Consider the following 16,628-nt stretch of genomic DNA (forward strand, 5'->3'; position numbering starts at 1 on the left):
CTTCTTCTCATTTAACCTGCAAAATCAACTTCCCTTTTGTTTGACGGGCGTTCATTTCCTCATGGACGGCTGCTGCCTTTTCAATTGGATAGATGCCGCCGATGGTTAGCTTAAGTTCCCCAGACGCGACATATGCAAAAAGTTCTTGAATGCTGGGCAATAGTAAATCTGGGTGTTTCATGATCTGTGGCAGGAAAAAACCAACGACGGATTGATTGCGCCTCATTAATTGCTGCGGGTTCATCGTATAAGGCTTACGGCTGGCATTACCAAAAACAACTAGACGTCCAAATGGTGCCAGACATTTCAATGTTTTATTGAAAATATCCCCTCCAGCCATTTCCAGCGCCAAGTCTACTCCCTTGCCGGACGTGACCTCACGGACTTGCATTTCCCATCCTTCTTTCGTGTAATCGATGAGTTCATCTGCCCCCATCTCTTTAGCCAGCTCCAACTTTTCCGCTGTGCTGGCTGTGGCAATCACTTTTCCAGCCCCGAAGATTTTAGCTAGCTGGACAGCAATCGTTCCCACTCCACCTGCAGCAGCATGAACCAATACCGTATCCCCCTGTTGCATGCGTCCCATTGTCTTTAAAATATGATAGGCGCTCAGACCTTGAAGGGGCAGGGCAACAGCTTCATGGAAATGAATGGCATCAGGAAGCGGAATGGCCGAGAATTCATCAGATAGGGCGTACTCTGAATATCCCCCTGATTCAATTAAACTCACGACCCTTGCACCAGGTTTGATTTTAGTCACCTTTCCACCAACTTCCACCACAACCCCAGCCACTTCCGCACCTGGAATGAACGGAAGCGGCGTAGGTACTACATATTGCCCTTCCCTTCTGGCTGTATCTGCATAATTGACGCCGACACAATCGATTTCAATCAGAACTTCATGCCCAGTTGGCACTGGTCTTTCCATTTCAGTCAATTTCAGTACTTCCGGTCCGCCGTATTCTTCAAAATGAATGGCTCTCATCTTTATCCCTCCCTTATTAATTCCCTGTAAATTCCGGTTTTCTCTTTTCTTTGAATGCTGCAACTCCCTCCAGATGATCTTCTGTTGAAGCCATCAAGGTTTGCGTGATGCGCTCCTGTTCGAGTATTTCATCAAGTGTAGCCGTCAATGAATGACTAACGAGCCTTTTCATCATTCCATAAGCTTTTGTCGGTCCATTTGCCAGCTTTTCCGCAAGTTTCAATGATTCTTCTTCAAGTTGATTGAGTGGGTATATATAATTAATGACACCTAACTGGTATAAGCGCTCCGCAGAAATCGGTTCGGCAGAAAAGAAGAGCTGCTTTGCAAGGTGGGGCCCTACTAATTTAGGTAAAAAATAAGAACCCCCCCCATCAGAAATCAGGCCTACCTGTGAAAAACTCATGGCAAATTGACTATCATCGGAAGCCACAATCAAATCACAAGCGAGTGCCAAATTGAATCCTGCCCCTGCCGCAAATCCATGGACGGCAGCGATTACGGGAATCTCAGATGCATCCAAAGCCAATATACATTCGTTCATTCTTCCGACATGATCATACAATTGACCTGCCGAGGCCTTCCCCATCGACTTTACGTCTCCTCCTGCCGTGAACGACCTTCCCGCCCCTTTGATGATGACGGCCCTTATATGTGGTGTATGTTTTACATCCTTAATCGCTTTCGTTAAGCTTGCAATCATATCAGGACTAAACGCATTCAAGCTTTCAGGACGATTCAAAGTCAGAATCATTACATTATCAATTACTTCTGTCAATAAGTGTTCTTTTAACATGTACCCATCCCCTTTTTCTATTTGATCAACCAGCCGCCATCCACCAATAAATCCGTCCCAGTCATATAGGAAGCCTCTGGGGAAGCAGCGAACGTAATGACATTACTTATTTCTTCCGCTTTCCCCACTCTTTCCAGTGCTGTGTTCCGTTGAATGGACTTTACGAATTTTTCATTTTGCAATCCATTCTCCGTTAATGGAGTTTCAATGAATCCAGGTGATACGGAATTGACCCGAATGCCTACTGCAGCGAGTTCCAATGCCAATGATTTAGTTAAACTGATAACACCTGCTTTAGCAGAGCTGTAATGCGGGATGAATGCCCCTGCCTGATGCCCTGACAGTGAAGCCACATTCACGATTGCCCGATTGGCGGCGCCCTCATTTCCACTGCCCGCTCTTTCTTCCATCACTTTCCCCAAGTACTTGGAAACAAGAAAGACACTTTTCAAATTGACATGCTGAATCATATCCCAATCAGCTGCAGATGTATCTAAAAGCTTCGAGGATTTTGATCCACCTGCGTTATTGATTAAAATGTGAAGGTCACGATATTGTTCCTTTACATACATGGCCAGCTCTATTACATCCTCCTCGACGGTAACATCTGCAGGGAAAATGTCGGCCACGGGAATCGTATGCCTGGCATTGATTTCTGCAGCTGCTTCCTCAAGCTTTCCTTTCGTCCGCCCTACCAACAACACTTTAGCCCCTTCGTCCGATAGGCGCATCGCTGTAGCTTTCCCAATACCGGAGCCTGCACCTGTCACTACAGCTATTGATTGTGAAAACCTCATCCCCTTCACTCCTTATCTGGATTTTGAACTACGTTTCCTGCCTTTTCAATTCAGCTTCGATCCTTCCATCCACCAACTCCGGGACAAGATCGAACGAACCTTTTTGCGCTGCCAATTCCAAATCGGCGATCAAACTATGTTTGTCAAACAGCTGTCCGACATACGATGATTTCAGGATATCAAAGGCATTTTCGCTATTCGTACGATAAAGCGCATTGGCGGCCTTGGCCGCATCGTTGAGTATGAACGAGCCTTGCGATCCAGCAATCAAGCAATCTATCAAATGACCTGCACCGTAAAAATCCTCCAGACTGAATTCACCTGAGTTTCCCGAGCAAACGATGATGATCGATTCTGTTTTATGATGGTTTTTTATTTTTTCCGCAACCGACGGATTATTCAACAAAGAAGCGATATAAACCTTTTGGGCAGCGGCTGAATTTCTCAACGCAACCGTTCCATTAGTCGTGGAAAGTATTAATGTTTTGCCGCGTACCAACTTACTCAGTAGTGTCGGACTCGGATACATTAAACCTTCAACCGGTTTAGCTTTTAGTTCCCCTGCCACTACAACATCCCCATGGTCCAATTCCTTGCTTTTCACCAAGGCATCCACTGGATCCATGACAGGTATCACCTGGCGTGCTCCCTCATGAAGTGCTGAAATAATCGTAGTGGTCGCTAATAACACATCAAGTACGACAGCTACTTTCTCCCCTTCTTGAAGCTTTTTCCCATCTATCTCTTCTTTTTTTAGCAGCAAATGAATGTTTTGTATATAATCCATATATCAAACTTCCTTCGCAGCTACATTTGCTGCATGAGTGAGTAAGCTTTTAACCGTTTTTCCGAGATTGGAAAAACGGGGATCATTAGTCTGGCCCTTTTTATATCGATAATAGATTTGCTGAAGAATGACAGCCAACTTAAAGTAACCGAATGTTAAATAAAAATCGACGTATGAAACGTCCCTGCCGCTTCTAGCTGCATACATCTCGATAAATTCCCTTCGTGTCGGGAAACCAGGTAAAGTCGTGACGGACGCTTTACCCACACCGATTTTGATAAGTTCCGGATCGCCGCTTTCCGTCCAGTAGCTTAAAGCCACTCCTAGATCTGCTAACGGATCACCAACGGTGGACATTTCCCAATCAAATAAACCAACCATCTCTGTAAGGTCCTTGTTAAACATGGCATTATTGATCTTATAGTCATAATGGATAATAGAAGTCTGGCTATGTTTTGGGATATACTGTTGAAAATAATCGATAAGCGGTCGAATTTCCTTGATTTCATCAGTTTTTGCTCTCTCATAGCGGGAAATCCATCCGCGCACCTGTCTTTCAATGAACCCTTCAGGTTTGGAGATTTCCACCAACGCAGTTTTCTCATAAGGAATCGAGTGAAGATCAGCAAGCCGATTGACCATGATATGAGAAAGCTGCCGGCACTTTTCGACAGTTGGCTCGAGTTCCTCAGGAAATTCGGTATCTATTACAATTCCATGTTTCCTCTCCATTAGGAAAAAAGGGGCCCCGGCAATCGATTCGTCTTCCGAGAACAGAATAGGCTCGGGAGCCGCTTGAAAATATGGATGGATTGAGGAAAGGATATGATGTTCCCGCTTCATATCATGTGCCTTTGGAGCAACAGGACCAAGCGGTGGCCTTCTGAGAACAGCCTCCCACTCACCCATTTTCAGCTGATAGGTCAAATTGGAATAGCCCGTTGAAAATTGTTGCAATTCTAATGGTTCATTTGGAAGGTCCAATATATTTTTTCTTAGGAAACCTTCTAATGCATCAAGATTCAGTTCCTCCCCGGGCCGGACAGGAATCGTATCGTCAACCATGTTCTTCCACTCCTTCATTCTAATTATGAACAAGATGTGAAATGAGTTTTTCTTTAATCATTTCAGGAATAGGTTCACTTTTTTGATTCAAAAAATTAAAACAGACTAAAACTGCGCTTCCCTTAGCAATGATTTCCCCAGTTTGTGAGCAGAGGATTTCATGGGCCATTTCACAACTTTTCGTCCCTACCTTTTTTATAGATGAACGAATGGTCAAGAGTTGATTGAAATATCCCTGAGCAATAAAGTCGCATTTAGTGGAGGCTAACAAAAAGTTCCATGATTCAACATTCGTCGCTAGGCCCAAAGCTTCAAAAAATTTCATGCGCGCTTCTTCAAGGTAAATGAAATAGCTTGTGTTATTGATATGGCCCAAAGCATCTGTTTCGGAAAAACGGACGTCGACTTCCAATTCATGCATAAGACCCCTCCTTTTAGTTAACGATGTACAAAAGCAGGTTTACGTTTATCCAGGAAAGCGGAAACCCCTTCTTTAACATCTTCAGTTTGGAAGATTTCTTCAAAAAGATTCGTTTCAATCTCTAGACCTTGTTCAAGGGTGGCTTCACTTCCTTCATTAATCGCCTTCTTGATTCTCGAAAGTGCCTGAAGTGAGTGTCTCGTCATTCGTGAGGCCAAGATTTTCGCTTCCGATAAGCCGCAGCCTTGCTCGACAACTTTATTGACAAGCCCTATTTTTTCCGCTTCAATGGCACCTAGCGGGTCACCGGTAAATATAATCTCTTTTGCCTTTGCGTTTCCGACAAGTCTGGACAGACGCTGTGTACCGCCAGCTCCAGGAAATAAGCCTAATTTCACTTCCGGCAGACCAATTTGAACCTGTGTTTCAGCCACTCGCAAATCACAGGCCAGAGCGAGTTCACATCCGCCCCCCAAAGTCAGGCCATTTAATACAGCAATTGTAGGTTTAGGAAACTGGTCTATTTTGGTTAGGACGGCATGACCTTCCTTTACCACTCCTTTCATATTCGGGTTCCCCATCATGCTAGGGAATTCTTTTATATCAGCACCAGCCGCAAATGCGATATTGCCTGCACCTGTTATGAGGACCGCAACAGTGTCATTATCTTTTGAAAGTTCATCGAATGTTTCTCCCAAGTCTCTGAATACTTGTTTACTGATTACGTTTAATGGAGGATTATCGATGGTGATGACAGCAAGCTTATTTTCCTTAACCACTCTAATTAATTTTGTCATCGATTTTTCACTCCTTGATTTGGATAATCATACCAGCCTTTTCCTGTTTTCCTTCCTAAATGTCCCTTATTCACCTTTTCTGCTATACAAGCATTTGGCTTGTCTTCCGGATTTCCAGTTTCATTGAAGCGCTGCTGCATGACAAAATATCCCACATCAATACCTGATAGATCCATCAGTTCAAAAGGGCCGATGGGATGGCCTAAAGCTTTCCTGCAAATTAAATCGATATCCTTATAATCCACAATTCCTTCTTCATACAAATATAAGGCCTCACGCTGCAACGCTCCCAATATTCGATTGGCTACGAATCCCGATATCTCTTTCCTCAACAAAACTCCTGTCCTATTCATTTTCTCTGTCACTTCCATCGCAAGCTTGGCTGTTTCCTCCGATGTTTGTTCACTCATAACAACCTCAACGCAATCCATTACTAGAGGCGGAAAAAAGAAATGCATATTAATAAACTTATCCGGACGATTCGTTACACTCGCAAGCAGGCTATTGACGATCGTTGAACTATTCGTTGCAAAAATGGTTTCCGCGGGGGCGAATTCTTCAAGTTTAGCGAAGACCTCCTGTTTCACATCAAGTTTTTCAACTACCGCTTCAATGATCAGATCAGCTCCACTCGCAGCTTTCTCAAGATCGGTAGTATATTGAAGACGGCTAAATGCAGCCAATTTACGATCTTCAGACAATTTTCCTTTTTGAACCCATTTAGTCAAAATGACGTCCAATTTTTCTTTGGCTGTATTCAACGCGTTTTCCTGAACATCCTGAAGAATCGTTTCGTATCCTCCAAGTGCAGCAAGCATCGCAATTTGATGCCCCATCTGACCGGCCCCAATTACGGTTACCGATTGAATTTGCTTGTTGGCCATGCCTTCTATCTCCCTTCAACTAACTGGTTAGTATGTGACCTGGTCACGCTTCAATTCCCTGCAGAATCATTCCCATAAAAATGGAGGCAACTTCCCGTTCGGTTTTTTCACCTTCTGGGTCGAACCAATGATAGCTCCAATTGGCTACACCCAAAATAGCAAAAGAGATGATGGATGCATCGAGATTGGAACGCAATTCTCCGCTCTCGATGCCGCCAATCAGCACTTGCTCGATTTTATTACGGAATTCATCCCGCTTAGGAAGGATTTGTGCAAGTTTTTCGTCACTTAGATTTTTCATTTCACGGAAAAATACCGTTGCGCTCGATTTTTTGGTTTTAATGCTTTTTAAAAGCATATATACCATATCGAAAAGCTTATCCTTACAGCTTTTCCCTGGTTCCGAAATGATCGTTTCCTGCTCACTAAGCAACTCGTCTATATATGCGAGATGAATATCCATAAGCAATTGCTCTTTGCTCGTAAAGTAATAATAAAACGTTCCCTTCGTCACCCCGACCGATTCGACGATATCGGAAATCGACGTTTCACTAAAGCCTTTCTTTTCAAATAAGCGTATGCTATGTTCTGTCATTTTTTCTTTCATGTAAGCACCCTCGCAATCTGTTAAAATTTCAGCTGAATTGATATCATACGCTTTCGTACTATCAAAGCCCTCTTATTTCCTGGAAAGTTCTTCTCTTAAAGCCCGCCTTAAAATCTTTCCGACATTTGTTTTCGGTAACTCTTCACGAAATTCAACGAAATGCGGAACTTTATAGGCCGATAGGTTGGCACGGCAGTAATCGATGATTTCCCGATCATTTGCTTTTTTATTATTTTTAAGTACAAGCACCGCTTTTACCGACTCCCCTCGGTACGCATCCGGAACGCCGATGACAACCGCTTCCTGGACAGCAGGATGTTCATAAAGCACTTCCTCCACATCTCGCGGATATATATTATAGCCACTTGCGATGATCAAATCTTTTTTCCTATCGACAATATAGAGATACCCGTCTTCATCAACTTTGGCGATATCACCCGTATAAAGCCAACCATCCCTAAGGGTTACCGCCGTTTCCTCCGGCATATTCCAGTACCCTTTCATCACTTGGGGACCTTTGACGACCAATTCCCCCATTTCGCCAGTGGCCACTTCTTTTGTTCCGTCTCCAAGATCCATCACTTTATATTCAGTCGAAGGGAGACCGATCCCGACGCTCCCCGGCTTCCTTTTTGCAAATACCGGGTTACAATGTGTTGTTGGCGAAGCTTCCGTAAGACCGTAGCCTTCCAAAATCTTTGCACCTGATTTTCGTTCGAACTCACGCAGCAGTTCCACGGGCATCGGAGCACTTCCGCTGTTACAGACCTGAATTGAGCCCATTCCATATTCTTCTGCCTTCGGGTGATTCGTCAACGCTACATACATGGTAGGTACACCAGGAAAAGTGGTCGGCTGTTCACGCTTTATCGTTTCCAGCACTTCTTCTATTTCAAATCGCGGCAGCATGATCGAGTCACCCGCGATATACACGGATAAATTCATTGCGGACGTCATTCCAAAAACATGAAAAAGCGGGATGACCGACAGCGTTCTTTCAGAGCCCATTTTTAATTCATGCTTGAAGAATTCATACGATTGAACGACATTGGCCAGAATATTGCTGTGAGTCAGCATCGCCCCTTTTGAACGGCCAGTCGTCCCACCTGTGTACTGAAGAACGGCTATATCATTTTCCGGATCGATTGATACTGGATTGACTTTCCCGTCTCCTGTCTTCATGAATTGGGCAAAAGAAGCATCAGGTTTGAAATCTGCATCCGAAGGCTGAAGGCTTACGGCGATAATATTTTTCAGATTTGCATGTTGCTGAACACTTTTCACTTTCGGGTATAATCCGTCCAATACCACGATCGTTTCTGCACCGGAGTCCTGTAAAATATGCTGCAGCTCCCTTTCAACCAGCATTGGGTTGATTTGGGTGATAATGGCTCCAGTTGTCAACGAACCATAATACGCAATGACGTATTGCGGACAGTTAGGCAGCATGATGGCGACACGGTCGCCTTTTTGAACGCCTTTTTTTTGCAGGGCTGAAGCAAAGGCTTGCGACGCATGAAAAAGTTCCTGATAAGTTATCTTTCGGTCATAAAAAGTAATAGCTGTATTGTTTGGATAAGACTGACATGCATTTTGAAGGATTCTTTGCATCGGAAACTCAGGGACTTTTATTTCCTTTGAAATTGAATCAGGATAAACGGACAGCCATTTTTTTTCATTCATCATTTCATACCCTCCAGCTATATTTACTTACCTTTCATTACTTTGCATGTGAACCTCCATCGACAATCAAGATATTTCCAGTCACAAAATCAGATGCCTTCGAGGCCAGGAAAACCGCTGCCCCTTTTAAATCATCATCACTCCCTAATCTTTTTAGCGGGGTGGAATCCAAGATTGGATTCTTCCCTTGCTCAAGAACCCCTTTCGTCATTTTTGTCGGAAAGAATCCAGGTGCGATCGCATTTACATTGATATTATGCTGACCCCATTTAACAGCTAAATCCTTTGTTAAAGTAATGACCGCCCCTTTACTCGTATTATATCCGACCGTATCGAGCACCCTAGGGTCGGTCCCCCCTAATCCGGCGACGGAAGCGATGTTTATGATTTTCCCATGTCCCTGCTCAATCATGACCCTGCCTGCTGTCTGGCTCATGATGAAGGTTCCGGTTACATTGACATTCATCACCTTCTGCCACGCTTCAAGGGGCATGTCGATGGCCGGTGCCCCCCAGGATGCCCCGCTATTGTTTACTAAAATGTCGATGGCACCGAATTCACGGTACGTTTCGTTCACCACTTCCTGTACATCTGACGGATTGGTGATATCACACTTGAAGGAAAGCGCCTTGACTCCTAGCTTTTCGATTTGCGAAGCAACTTCGTCGCATGCCTCCTTATTCCTTGAACAAAGAACGACATTTGCCCCAGCTTCGGCAAAGCCGGTCGCTATTTGAGCTCCCAATCCTCTCCCTCCGCCGGTTATGATCGCCGTCTTTCCAGTCAGATCGAATAAGTCGGTCACTTTCATATTTTCACCTCATGCTTTTGTTGGTATTTTCGAAGTTCTAATTTAGCAACTTGTGAGCGGTGAACTTCATCGGGCCCATCAGCAAGCCTTAACGTCCGTGCATTCGCCCAATGTGCAGCAAAAGGAAAATCATCGGAAATCCCTGCAGCCCCAAAGCCTTGTATGGCCCTGTCCAGCACTTTCAATGCCATATTTGGTGCCACCACTTTTATCATGGCAATCTCCGCCTTCGCTTCCTTGTTCCCGACAGTATCCATCATATAAGCTGCTTTTAGGGTCAGAAGTCTCGCTTGTTCGATTTCAATCCGTGAATCGGCAACCCACTCCATGATCACACCTTGTCTCGCCAATGTTTTACCAAAAGCGACACGATTTTGAATGCGCTTACATAATTCTTCAAGTGCTCTTTCAGCAGCGCCGATCAGCCTCATGCAATGATGTATCCTTCCGGGTCCGAGTCGTCCTTGGGCAATTGCAAATCCTTTGCCTTCCCCCCATAGAATATTCGTTGCCGGTACCCTCACATTTTCAAAAGTGATTTCAGCATGGCCATGCGGGGCATGATCATAGCCAAACACAGGGAGCATTCTCTCGATTTTGACACCCGGTGTATCCAGCGGTACAAGAATCATTGACTGTTGTTCATGCTTGGACGCCTCAGGGTCTGTCTTCCCCATGACGATGGCAATTTTGCATCGAGGATCCCCTGCTCCCGAAGACCACCATTTTCGGCCGTTTATGACATACTCATTGCCCGTCTTTTCTATCCTGCATTCGATATTGGTCGCATCGGAAGACGCCACTTCCGGTTCCGTCATCGAGAAGCATGAGCGGATTTCCCCAGCAAGCAAGGGCTTCAGCCAGCGTTCTTTATGTTCATCAGAGCCGTACCTCACCAACACTTCCATATTACCAGTGTCCGGCGCATTACAGTTGAAGATTTCAGGTCCTATCGTGGACCTACCCATGATTTCACACAGCGGGGCATATTCTAGATTTGTTAAACCCGCCCCATAATCGCTATCAGGTAAAAATAAATTCCATAATCCTTCTTCCTTTGCTTTTGCCGTCAATTCAGATAATACCGGGGGTATTTCACTCCAGCGGCTCTTCTGTGCTTCGAGCTGCTTTTTGTATATTGATTCATTTGGGTAGGCGTGCTTTTCCATGAATTCCGTTAACTTCTTTTCCAAGTTTTTCACCTTTTGAGTATGTTCAAAGTTCAAATTGATTCCTCCTTTTAAACTTACTAACCGGTTAGTATGTTATTACTTTTAAAGTATATACACAACATTCTGATTTTTTCAACAATTAAACCATTTATTTTCTTATCATTCAAAGCCCTGTACATGGGCCTTTTGGTCCCCATTATTTTCCTTTTGCTGGACGGTGGGAAATATACAAACGATTTTCGTACCTTTTTTCAATTCACTTGTGATGAAAACTTTTCCGCCATGATTTTCGATGATTCTAAAACAAACGGAAAGACCCAATCCCGTTCCTGATGCTTTTGTAGTAAAAAATGGTTCTCCAACTTTTTGCAGGGAGTTTTCCGGAATACCCTCACCTTCGTCCAAAATGCTCAAAAAAACTTCCCCATTTTCCCCATTTATGCTCACAAAAATATTTCCGCCATTCGGCATCGATTCTATGGAATTTTTTATCATGTTTATTAGTACTTGCTTGATTTGGTTTTCATCAAAGTACATAAAAATAGGTTCTAAATCATAATTTTTATGAATTTGAATATCGTTCAGTACTGCGTTTGTCTCCAATAACGTCACGACGTGGTTACAGCTTTCCTTTAAATCCTTCTCAAGAAAAACCGCCTCAGCAGGTTTCGATAGCAGCAAGAGTTCATTCAGCACTTGCTCAATTCGATTTATTTCCGAAAAAATAATATCATAGTACTCCTGCTTTTCGGCACCTCCATCTTTAATCAACTTCACGAATCCCATTATGGCTGTCATCGGGTTTCTGACCTCATGTGCAATCCCTGCCGCAAGTTGGGCAGCCGTTGATAATTTGCTTGATGTGATGGCCAAATGTTCGTTTAGGCTCACAAGCTTTTCCTCCGCATGTTTACGTTCATTGATTTCCGATAATATGCCCGCCGTCCCGATGAATTTGCCAGCGTCATCATAAATAAGTTTAACGAATGCTTCAACCCAACTTGTTCCCTTTTTCGCATTTAGTTTTATGTCCGCACGAAAATATTTATTCCCTCGATGAAAGGTGTCTGCAAAGGCCTTTAAAACGTCTTGATAAGAATTGTTATCCATATGTTTAGAAAAGTGAAGCCCTAGGGATTCATTCACGGTTGCACCACTCATCGATTTCCATGCTGGGTTTAAGTACAGCCAATTTCCTTTATCATCCGTTTGGAAAATAACCTCATTGAAGCTATTGACCAGTTCTTTGGAGTAATTGGAGATAATGCGATAACGCCCTTCGCTATCCTGCAATAAAGCAATCGTTTTACGTTGATGATCAAAGATGGCACCCAAACACCAGGCTATGGTTAAAATTACGATTAAATATATTCCTGCAAAGGCGGAAAACCTCCGTTCTTCATAACCGATCCATCCTATATAGGGCAGTATCAATATAAAGAAAAGGGCAGGGACAAAGATTCTTCCTGTATATTTCTTCACTTCTTCCACCTCCTTACCAAATGATTTATACTTCATCCGATCGAATTCCAAGTAAGGGGCCAAATTAGCATATCTAAATAGAAATGGTGGAAAACTCAGTAACTCACTTATAGGTAAATTTCAACATTTTATCAAAGATTCCTGCAAACAACACAAAAAACCTTTCCACGTGTGGAAAGGTCACTGTTAAACTACAAATCATTTACCCAATGATGACACGTTCTTTTGGATAATGGAAATTTTCCGTTACTTCTTTATGGCCTATGATATATAGGAGGGAGGTTATCCCGACACGGCCAATGAACATAATGATCATAATTACAATTTTACCGGTATTACTGAGGTCAGGCGTGATTCCCATCGAAAGGCCGACTGAGCCGAAAGCCGAACATACCTCAAAAATGATTTGCATCAAAGTGAAATTTTCGGTAATTGATAAAATGAAGACCGCCATTATGCAAAGAAGGGATCCCATGATCATAACTGCTGTCGCTTTGCGGATATCATCAGGATGAATCTCCCGTTTGAACACTTTAATGGAACGCCTTCCTCTCATGAAATTCCATAAAAATAAAATCATGATGGCCAGTGTAGTTGTCCGGATTCCTCCCCCGACTGAACTTGGGGATGCCCCAATGAACATCAAAATGCTCATTAATAAAAGGGTCGGTTCCGAAAAGTCACTCACATTCATGGTTGCTAACCCGCCGCTTCGCGTATTGGAGGACATAAATAAAGAGTAAAAGAATGATTCATGCCAGCTCTTATTTTTAAAGAATCCATTTATTTCTAATAGATAAATCAGGATCGTTCCCCCTATGATAAGGGAAAAAAAAGTGACTGAGGTCAACTTCGTGAACAAAGTAAAATGAAACTTATAAGTACGGGCCCTATTGGACAAAAACTCTTTCAGCTCAATTAAAACAGGAAACCCAATGGCGCCAAGGGTAAGCAGGATAATTGTAATGAACTGTACAAAATAATCGTCTTTAAATGGAATCATCGATATACCGGTAATATCAAAACCAGCATTCGTGGTGGCACTTACGGCTAAAAATAAGCCATTTAAAAAGGCCTCTTTCCAGTCTGGAAAAAAGTTCAGAAAGTAAATGCCTAAAACGAGAGCTCCAATCATTTCAATTACGACAAATATCTGAATGATTTGGATCAATAACTTAACAAGGCCAGCGAGATTCGATTGGTTTTGATCAGTCATGATCAATTGCCTTTCCTTCAAACCGATTTTCTTGCCCACTATAAGCCAGAAAAAGGTTCCGAGTGTCATGATGCCAATACCGCCAAATTGGAGAACGAACATTAGAATGAAATAGCCTACCTCATTATACACTTCGGGCAAACTAACAACTGTCAGACCTGTCACACTAACTGCACTTACGGCTGTGAATAAAGCATCCATGAATTTAAATTCCACGCCTGGCTTCAGAGCAACCGGCAAACTCAACAGTATGGTCGAGATAGTGACGGCCAAAAAATAATAACCGACAATAAGCTGAGCTGGTGTTAACTTTGATAATATTTTTTTGATAGCAAACATAAAGAGTTTCCTTTCTTACTCCTATATAGTTATGTAAATCACATAACCATTAAAAATCTAGTTTACCCTTTTTTCATTCTTTTTTCCATTCTCTTTTAAAACTGACTTACTTACAACAAAAAGGCAGGATTACCAATAAGTTTGATGCTGCTCATATAAGTAAAACTCGCCATTCTACTTATACTATCATTACAGCGGCAAAAGCCGTTGAAAAAGTAAAGGGGAGATTCAAAAATGGCTAACAGCAGTAACAATCTTCTTGTTCCTGGAATCGAACAAGCATTAGAACAAATCAAATATGAAATAGCATCTGAATTCGGTGTACAATTAGGTTCTGATACTTCAGCACGTGCCAATGGTTCAGTTGGCGGAGAAATCACGAAACGTCTTGTACAACAAGCACAATCTCAGCTTAAAGGTCAATAATTCCTAACACAATTAAATATCCATGGCTAAGAGTCCAGCTGCATGCTGGACTCTTTTTAATGATTATGTCCATTTTCGTTTCCATTATTGCCTTTACCCTTTTTCGACTTATCCCAATCTTGCTTATCTTGTTTATTTTGCTTATTTTGCTTATTCTGTTTTGCTTGCTTATTCTGTTTTGCTTGCTTATTCTGTTTTGCTTGCTTATTCTGTTTTGCTTGCTTATTCTGTTTTGCTTGCTTAACCTGTTTTGCTTGCTTATCCTGTTTAGCCTGCTTCACTTGGTTAGCTTGTTTATTTTTATTTTCGTGCTTTAGATGATCATTATTATTGTTTTCTTTGGCTGATGAAACTTTTTTTTCATCGAACTTTTTATCATGTTTTTCATTTTTCTGCTTGTACTTTGATTGGTTGCTTTGGTCGCTATAGGGTTTTCCTTTTGACTCATTGCTTTTTTCCTTGTATCCATTTATTGCATTCCGTTTTCCAGTTGTATCTTCCCGTTCAGTTTGCTCTTTAATTTTGGTAACTTTCATACCCGCATTTTTCCGTTCAGATTCATTGGCCGGCTTTTCCTTTTTTTCCATTTCATTATTCTCTTTTTTCTTTTCTCCACCCGATTTGTTATCCGTACTCAGTGTTACGCTTTTCTCTTTCGGAATAACAACCTTTTCCTCGACTTTTCTATCTGGTGCTGGAGCTGGCTCCCTCTTATTGACTTTTACCTTATCTTTATCCTCATTCAACATCTTTTCGAGATACTTACCCGTGGATATGCCCTGTTCCCTTGCTTGCTTCCGATCGCTTTTTGTTGCCTGGATCACTTTCATTTTTGAGTTAGAAACATTATCCTGCTCAGAAATTTCTTTTATCTCTTCTTTTAAATTTTTACCCAGTTCTTTATCTTTTTCCAATATCGTTGTGGAAACGACAATTTGTTTATTTCCTTTCAAATAACCAAGTTTCTTCGTCGTTTCAACGATCCGGTTTGTAACAGTCTTTATATTCTTGCCTTTCCAGTCCTTCAGCTGACCAATCACAAGCTTGCCGTCTTCATTTAAACCGGTAAGTTTGAGAACTTCTAAATCATCGTCAAGCTCCAATTCAATGCTTGGATTCACATCTATTGTCATATATGCCGACACAGGATCGGAGAAATAAGAAGGAAGAATCGAAAAAAGAATCAAGAAGGTGGAGGCAATGCTTAGCACGGCCGTTTTTTTGAAAGATGAATGAAAATTGGAAAAGGCTAAAGTGAACTTTTGTTTAGCAGGTGAAAAAGTGATTTCCTCTCCCACTTCATATACCCGTTCCTGCCTTTTGGTTTTCAGAAATTCACCCTCGGGGGTCAATAGGGTTACAAATCGCTTATTAACTGAAAGAATAACTCCTTTTTTCATCCATCGATAGCCCCTTTTATATAATCATTCAAATACAAAAAATCTCCGTTTATTATGATTGCCACTGCAATGATGTACTTTCTGTTCCGTTCAATCGTTTTTCTGCTTACTTCCACTATTCCCTCAAGCTGTTTTACGGGCAGCCGCTTTTTTGCAAACAGGATTTCTTTCAGTTCGTCATCTTCCATTAACAATTTAGCGATCATAATAGCTCCCTTCCTGGCATCTGCATGTTTGGGAGAGTTTTCAACTAAATCCTCAAATGACAGACCAAAATCCTCTAGATGGCTTATATAAAGCAAAATTTCTTCTTTTCGTCTTTCCGATTCCTTCTGCTTCTCGTATTCATTGATGGAATTTTCATTATCGATATATATATGGCTTTGCTCATTATCATCATTCAGTGATAAATCCAATAGGACTTCTTTTTGTTTGGACTGGCTTCTTATATAATCTATAACCCTTCGTTTAACGAGGGTTTCGGCAAATGCCAATAAAGAACGGCCTTTTTCCGGGGAATATTTATCGATTGCCTCGTTAAAAGCAATCAGACCAATACTGAATTCATCATCTGATTCGTATATGTAACGTTTACAAACCGATGACACTGTTTTCGCAATAAAAGGTTTGAATGACTCTATGGTATCATTACGAAGGCTAATATCGCCTTGTTGAATTTTCAATACGGTTTCTTCTAAAGAACGCTTTTTTTTGAATGCTGTAAACAACAATCCAAGCATTTACTCACCTCGCTCCTGTTGAACATAAAATACGCATCAACATACTTATCTTAAGCGGAGGGAGTCTAAAAGACAGTACCAAAAGAACTATTTTTGCATTAAAATTGAAATCACACAATATATCAACATGATAAAATACTTAGTTTTTTCTCGTTTATTACAGTGCAATTACAGTAAGTTATCTTTTTCCTGATATTCGTCCAATACAATGGGACAATTG

17 protein-coding genes are annotated in these 16,628 nt (G+C 42.0%); 1 reads left to right on the forward strand and 16 read right to left on the reverse strand.

Annotated features, from left to right (window positions below):
- Positions 1 to 7: 7 nt before the first annotated feature.
- From ACFVS1_RS14470 to ACFVS1_RS14535, 14 genes are all read right to left on the reverse strand, one after another.
- The gene (locus ACFVS1_RS14470) at positions 8 to 985 is read right to left on the reverse strand and encodes a quinone oxidoreductase family protein (RefSeq protein WP_387548287.1); all 978 of its coding nucleotides are present in this window, start codon (positions 983 to 985) and stop codon (positions 8 to 10) included.
- A gap of 16 nt (positions 986 to 1,001) precedes the next feature.
- A complete protein-coding gene (locus ACFVS1_RS14475) occupies positions 1,002 to 1,781 on the reverse strand; it encodes an enoyl-CoA hydratase/isomerase family protein (RefSeq protein ID WP_387548290.1) in 780 nt (259 codons plus the stop codon).
- Positions 1,782 to 1,798: 17 nt separating this feature from the next.
- On the reverse strand, positions 1,799 to 2,578 hold the full coding sequence (locus ACFVS1_RS14480; RefSeq protein WP_387548292.1) for an SDR family NAD(P)-dependent oxidoreductase: 780 nt from the start codon (positions 2,576 to 2,578) through the stop codon (positions 1,799 to 1,801).
- Between the two features lie 28 nt (positions 2,579 to 2,606).
- On the reverse strand, positions 2,607 to 3,365 hold the full coding sequence (locus tag ACFVS1_RS14485) for a 2-phosphosulfolactate phosphatase (protein WP_387548295.1): 759 nt from the start codon (positions 3,363 to 3,365) through the stop codon (positions 2,607 to 2,609).
- A 3-nt stretch (positions 3,366 to 3,368) separates the two neighbouring features.
- The gene (locus ACFVS1_RS14490; protein ID WP_387548297.1) at positions 3,369 to 4,430 is read right to left on the reverse strand and encodes a phosphotransferase family protein; all 1,062 of its coding nucleotides are present in this window, start codon (positions 4,428 to 4,430) and stop codon (positions 3,369 to 3,371) included.
- 19 nt (positions 4,431 to 4,449) lie between these two features.
- Complete coding sequence (locus ACFVS1_RS14495) at positions 4,450 to 4,851, reverse strand: acyl-CoA thioesterase (protein WP_387548299.1); 402 nt, start codon at positions 4,849 to 4,851, stop codon at positions 4,450 to 4,452.
- Positions 4,852 to 4,868: 17 nt separating this feature from the next.
- Complete coding sequence (locus ACFVS1_RS14500; RefSeq protein WP_352921719.1) at positions 4,869 to 5,648, reverse strand: enoyl-CoA hydratase; 780 nt, start codon at positions 5,646 to 5,648, stop codon at positions 4,869 to 4,871.
- Entirely contained in the window at positions 5,645 to 6,532 is an 888-nt protein-coding gene (locus ACFVS1_RS14505; protein WP_387548303.1) for a 3-hydroxyacyl-CoA dehydrogenase family protein, read from the reverse strand. Before ACFVS1_RS14505 ends, ACFVS1_RS14500 begins: the two co-directional genes overlap by 4 nt.
- 43 nt (positions 6,533 to 6,575) lie before the next feature.
- On the reverse strand, positions 6,576 to 7,139 hold the full coding sequence (locus ACFVS1_RS14510; RefSeq protein WP_387548305.1) for a TetR/AcrR family transcriptional regulator: 564 nt from the start codon (positions 7,137 to 7,139) through the stop codon (positions 6,576 to 6,578).
- Between the two features lie 72 nt (positions 7,140 to 7,211).
- A complete protein-coding gene (locus ACFVS1_RS14515; protein ID WP_387549366.1) occupies positions 7,212 to 8,822 on the reverse strand; it encodes a long-chain-fatty-acid--CoA ligase in 1,611 nt (536 codons plus the stop codon).
- Positions 8,823 to 8,859: 37 nt separating this feature from the next.
- Positions 8,860 to 9,633, reverse strand: a complete 774-nt coding sequence (locus ACFVS1_RS14520) for an SDR family oxidoreductase (protein ID WP_387548307.1) — start codon at positions 9,631 to 9,633, stop codon at positions 8,860 to 8,862.
- Positions 9,630 to 10,859 carry an acyl-CoA dehydrogenase family protein gene (locus tag ACFVS1_RS14525; protein WP_387548310.1) on the reverse strand — a complete coding sequence of 410 codons (1,230 nt, stop codon included), beginning with the start codon at positions 10,857 to 10,859 and terminating at the stop codon, positions 9,630 to 9,632. The genes ACFVS1_RS14520 and ACFVS1_RS14525 overlap by 4 nt, the downstream gene beginning before the upstream one ends.
- A 105-nt stretch (positions 10,860 to 10,964) precedes the next feature.
- Positions 10,965 to 12,287 (reverse strand): ATP-binding protein, encoded by a 1,323-nt coding sequence (locus ACFVS1_RS14530; RefSeq protein ID WP_387548312.1) that lies wholly within the window; start codon positions 12,285 to 12,287, stop codon positions 10,965 to 10,967.
- Between the two features lie 202 nt (positions 12,288 to 12,489).
- The gene (locus ACFVS1_RS14535; protein ID WP_352921731.1) at positions 12,490 to 13,842 is read right to left on the reverse strand and encodes a TrkH family potassium uptake protein; all 1,353 of its coding nucleotides are present in this window, start codon (positions 13,840 to 13,842) and stop codon (positions 12,490 to 12,492) included.
- Positions 13,843 to 14,076: 234 nt separating this feature from the next.
- Between ACFVS1_RS14535 and ACFVS1_RS14540 the strand changes: the two genes are divergently transcribed.
- Positions 14,077 to 14,268 (forward strand): alpha/beta-type small acid-soluble spore protein, encoded by a 192-nt coding sequence (locus tag ACFVS1_RS14540; protein ID WP_034314196.1) that lies wholly within the window; start codon positions 14,077 to 14,079, stop codon positions 14,266 to 14,268.
- A gap of 56 nt (positions 14,269 to 14,324) precedes the next feature.
- Here ACFVS1_RS14540 and ACFVS1_RS14545 read toward each other — a convergent pair whose 3' ends face one another.
- Together ACFVS1_RS14545 and sigI are read right to left on the reverse strand one after the other, a co-directional pair.
- On the reverse strand, positions 14,325 to 15,668 hold the full coding sequence (locus ACFVS1_RS14545) for an anti-sigma factor domain-containing protein (RefSeq protein WP_387548315.1): 1,344 nt from the start codon (positions 15,666 to 15,668) through the stop codon (positions 14,325 to 14,327).
- The gene (sigI, locus tag ACFVS1_RS14550; RefSeq protein ID WP_387548317.1) at positions 15,665 to 16,408 is read right to left on the reverse strand and encodes an RNA polymerase sigma factor SigI; all 744 of its coding nucleotides are present in this window, start codon (positions 16,406 to 16,408) and stop codon (positions 15,665 to 15,667) included. The genes ACFVS1_RS14545 and sigI overlap by 4 nt, the downstream gene beginning before the upstream one ends.
- Positions 16,409 to 16,628 lie beyond the last annotated feature (220 nt).

The organism is Peribacillus sp. NPDC058075, from assembly GCF_042885195.1.
Classification (GTDB): Bacteria; Bacillota; Bacilli; order Bacillales; family DSM-1321; genus Peribacillus.

Bases quoted from the DNA above. Each gene is read 5' to 3' on its own strand.
- ACFVS1_RS14520 (WP_387548307.1), bottom strand. From the start codon at position 9,633: ATGAAAGTGACCGACTTATTCGATCTGACTGGAAAGACGGCGATCATA.
- ACFVS1_RS14535 (WP_352921731.1), bottom strand. From the start codon at position 13,842: ATGTTTGCTATCAAAAAAATATTATCAAAGTTAACACCAGCTCAGCTT.
- sigI (WP_387548317.1), bottom strand. From the start codon at position 16,408: ATGCTTGGATTGTTGTTTACAGCATTCAAAAAAAAGCGTTCTTTAGAA.
- ACFVS1_RS14480 (WP_387548292.1), bottom strand. From the start codon at position 2,578: ATGAGGTTTTCACAATCAATAGCTGTAGTGACAGGTGCAGGCTCCGGT.
- ACFVS1_RS14515 (WP_387549366.1), bottom strand. From the start codon at position 8,822: ATGAATGAAAAAAAATGGCTGTCCGTTTATCCTGATTCAATTTCAAAG.
- ACFVS1_RS14470 (WP_387548287.1), bottom strand. From the start codon at position 985: ATGAGAGCCATTCATTTTGAAGAATACGGCGGACCGGAAGTACTGAAA.
- ACFVS1_RS14545 (WP_387548315.1), bottom strand. From the start codon at position 15,668: ATGAAAAAAGGAGTTATTCTTTCAGTTAATAAGCGATTTGTAACCCTA.
- ACFVS1_RS14495 (WP_387548299.1), bottom strand. From the start codon at position 4,851: ATGCATGAATTGGAAGTCGACGTCCGTTTTTCCGAAACAGATGCTTTG.
- ACFVS1_RS14540 (WP_034314196.1), top strand. From the start codon at position 14,077: ATGGCTAACAGCAGTAACAATCTTCTTGTTCCTGGAATCGAACAAGCA.
- ACFVS1_RS14485 (WP_387548295.1), bottom strand. From the start codon at position 3,365: ATGGATTATATACAAAACATTCATTTGCTGCTAAAAAAAGAAGAGATA.
- ACFVS1_RS14490 (WP_387548297.1), bottom strand. From the start codon at position 4,430: ATGGTTGACGATACGATTCCTGTCCGGCCCGGGGAGGAACTGAATCTT.
- ACFVS1_RS14500 (WP_352921719.1), bottom strand. From the start codon at position 5,648: ATGACAAAATTAATTAGAGTGGTTAAGGAAAATAAGCTTGCTGTCATC.
- ACFVS1_RS14510 (WP_387548305.1), bottom strand. From the start codon at position 7,139: ATGAAAGAAAAAATGACAGAACATAGCATACGCTTATTTGAAAAGAAA.
- ACFVS1_RS14505 (WP_387548303.1), bottom strand. From the start codon at position 6,532: ATGGCCAACAAGCAAATTCAATCGGTAACCGTAATTGGGGCCGGTCAG.
- ACFVS1_RS14475 (WP_387548290.1), bottom strand. From the start codon at position 1,781: ATGTTAAAAGAACACTTATTGACAGAAGTAATTGATAATGTAATGATT.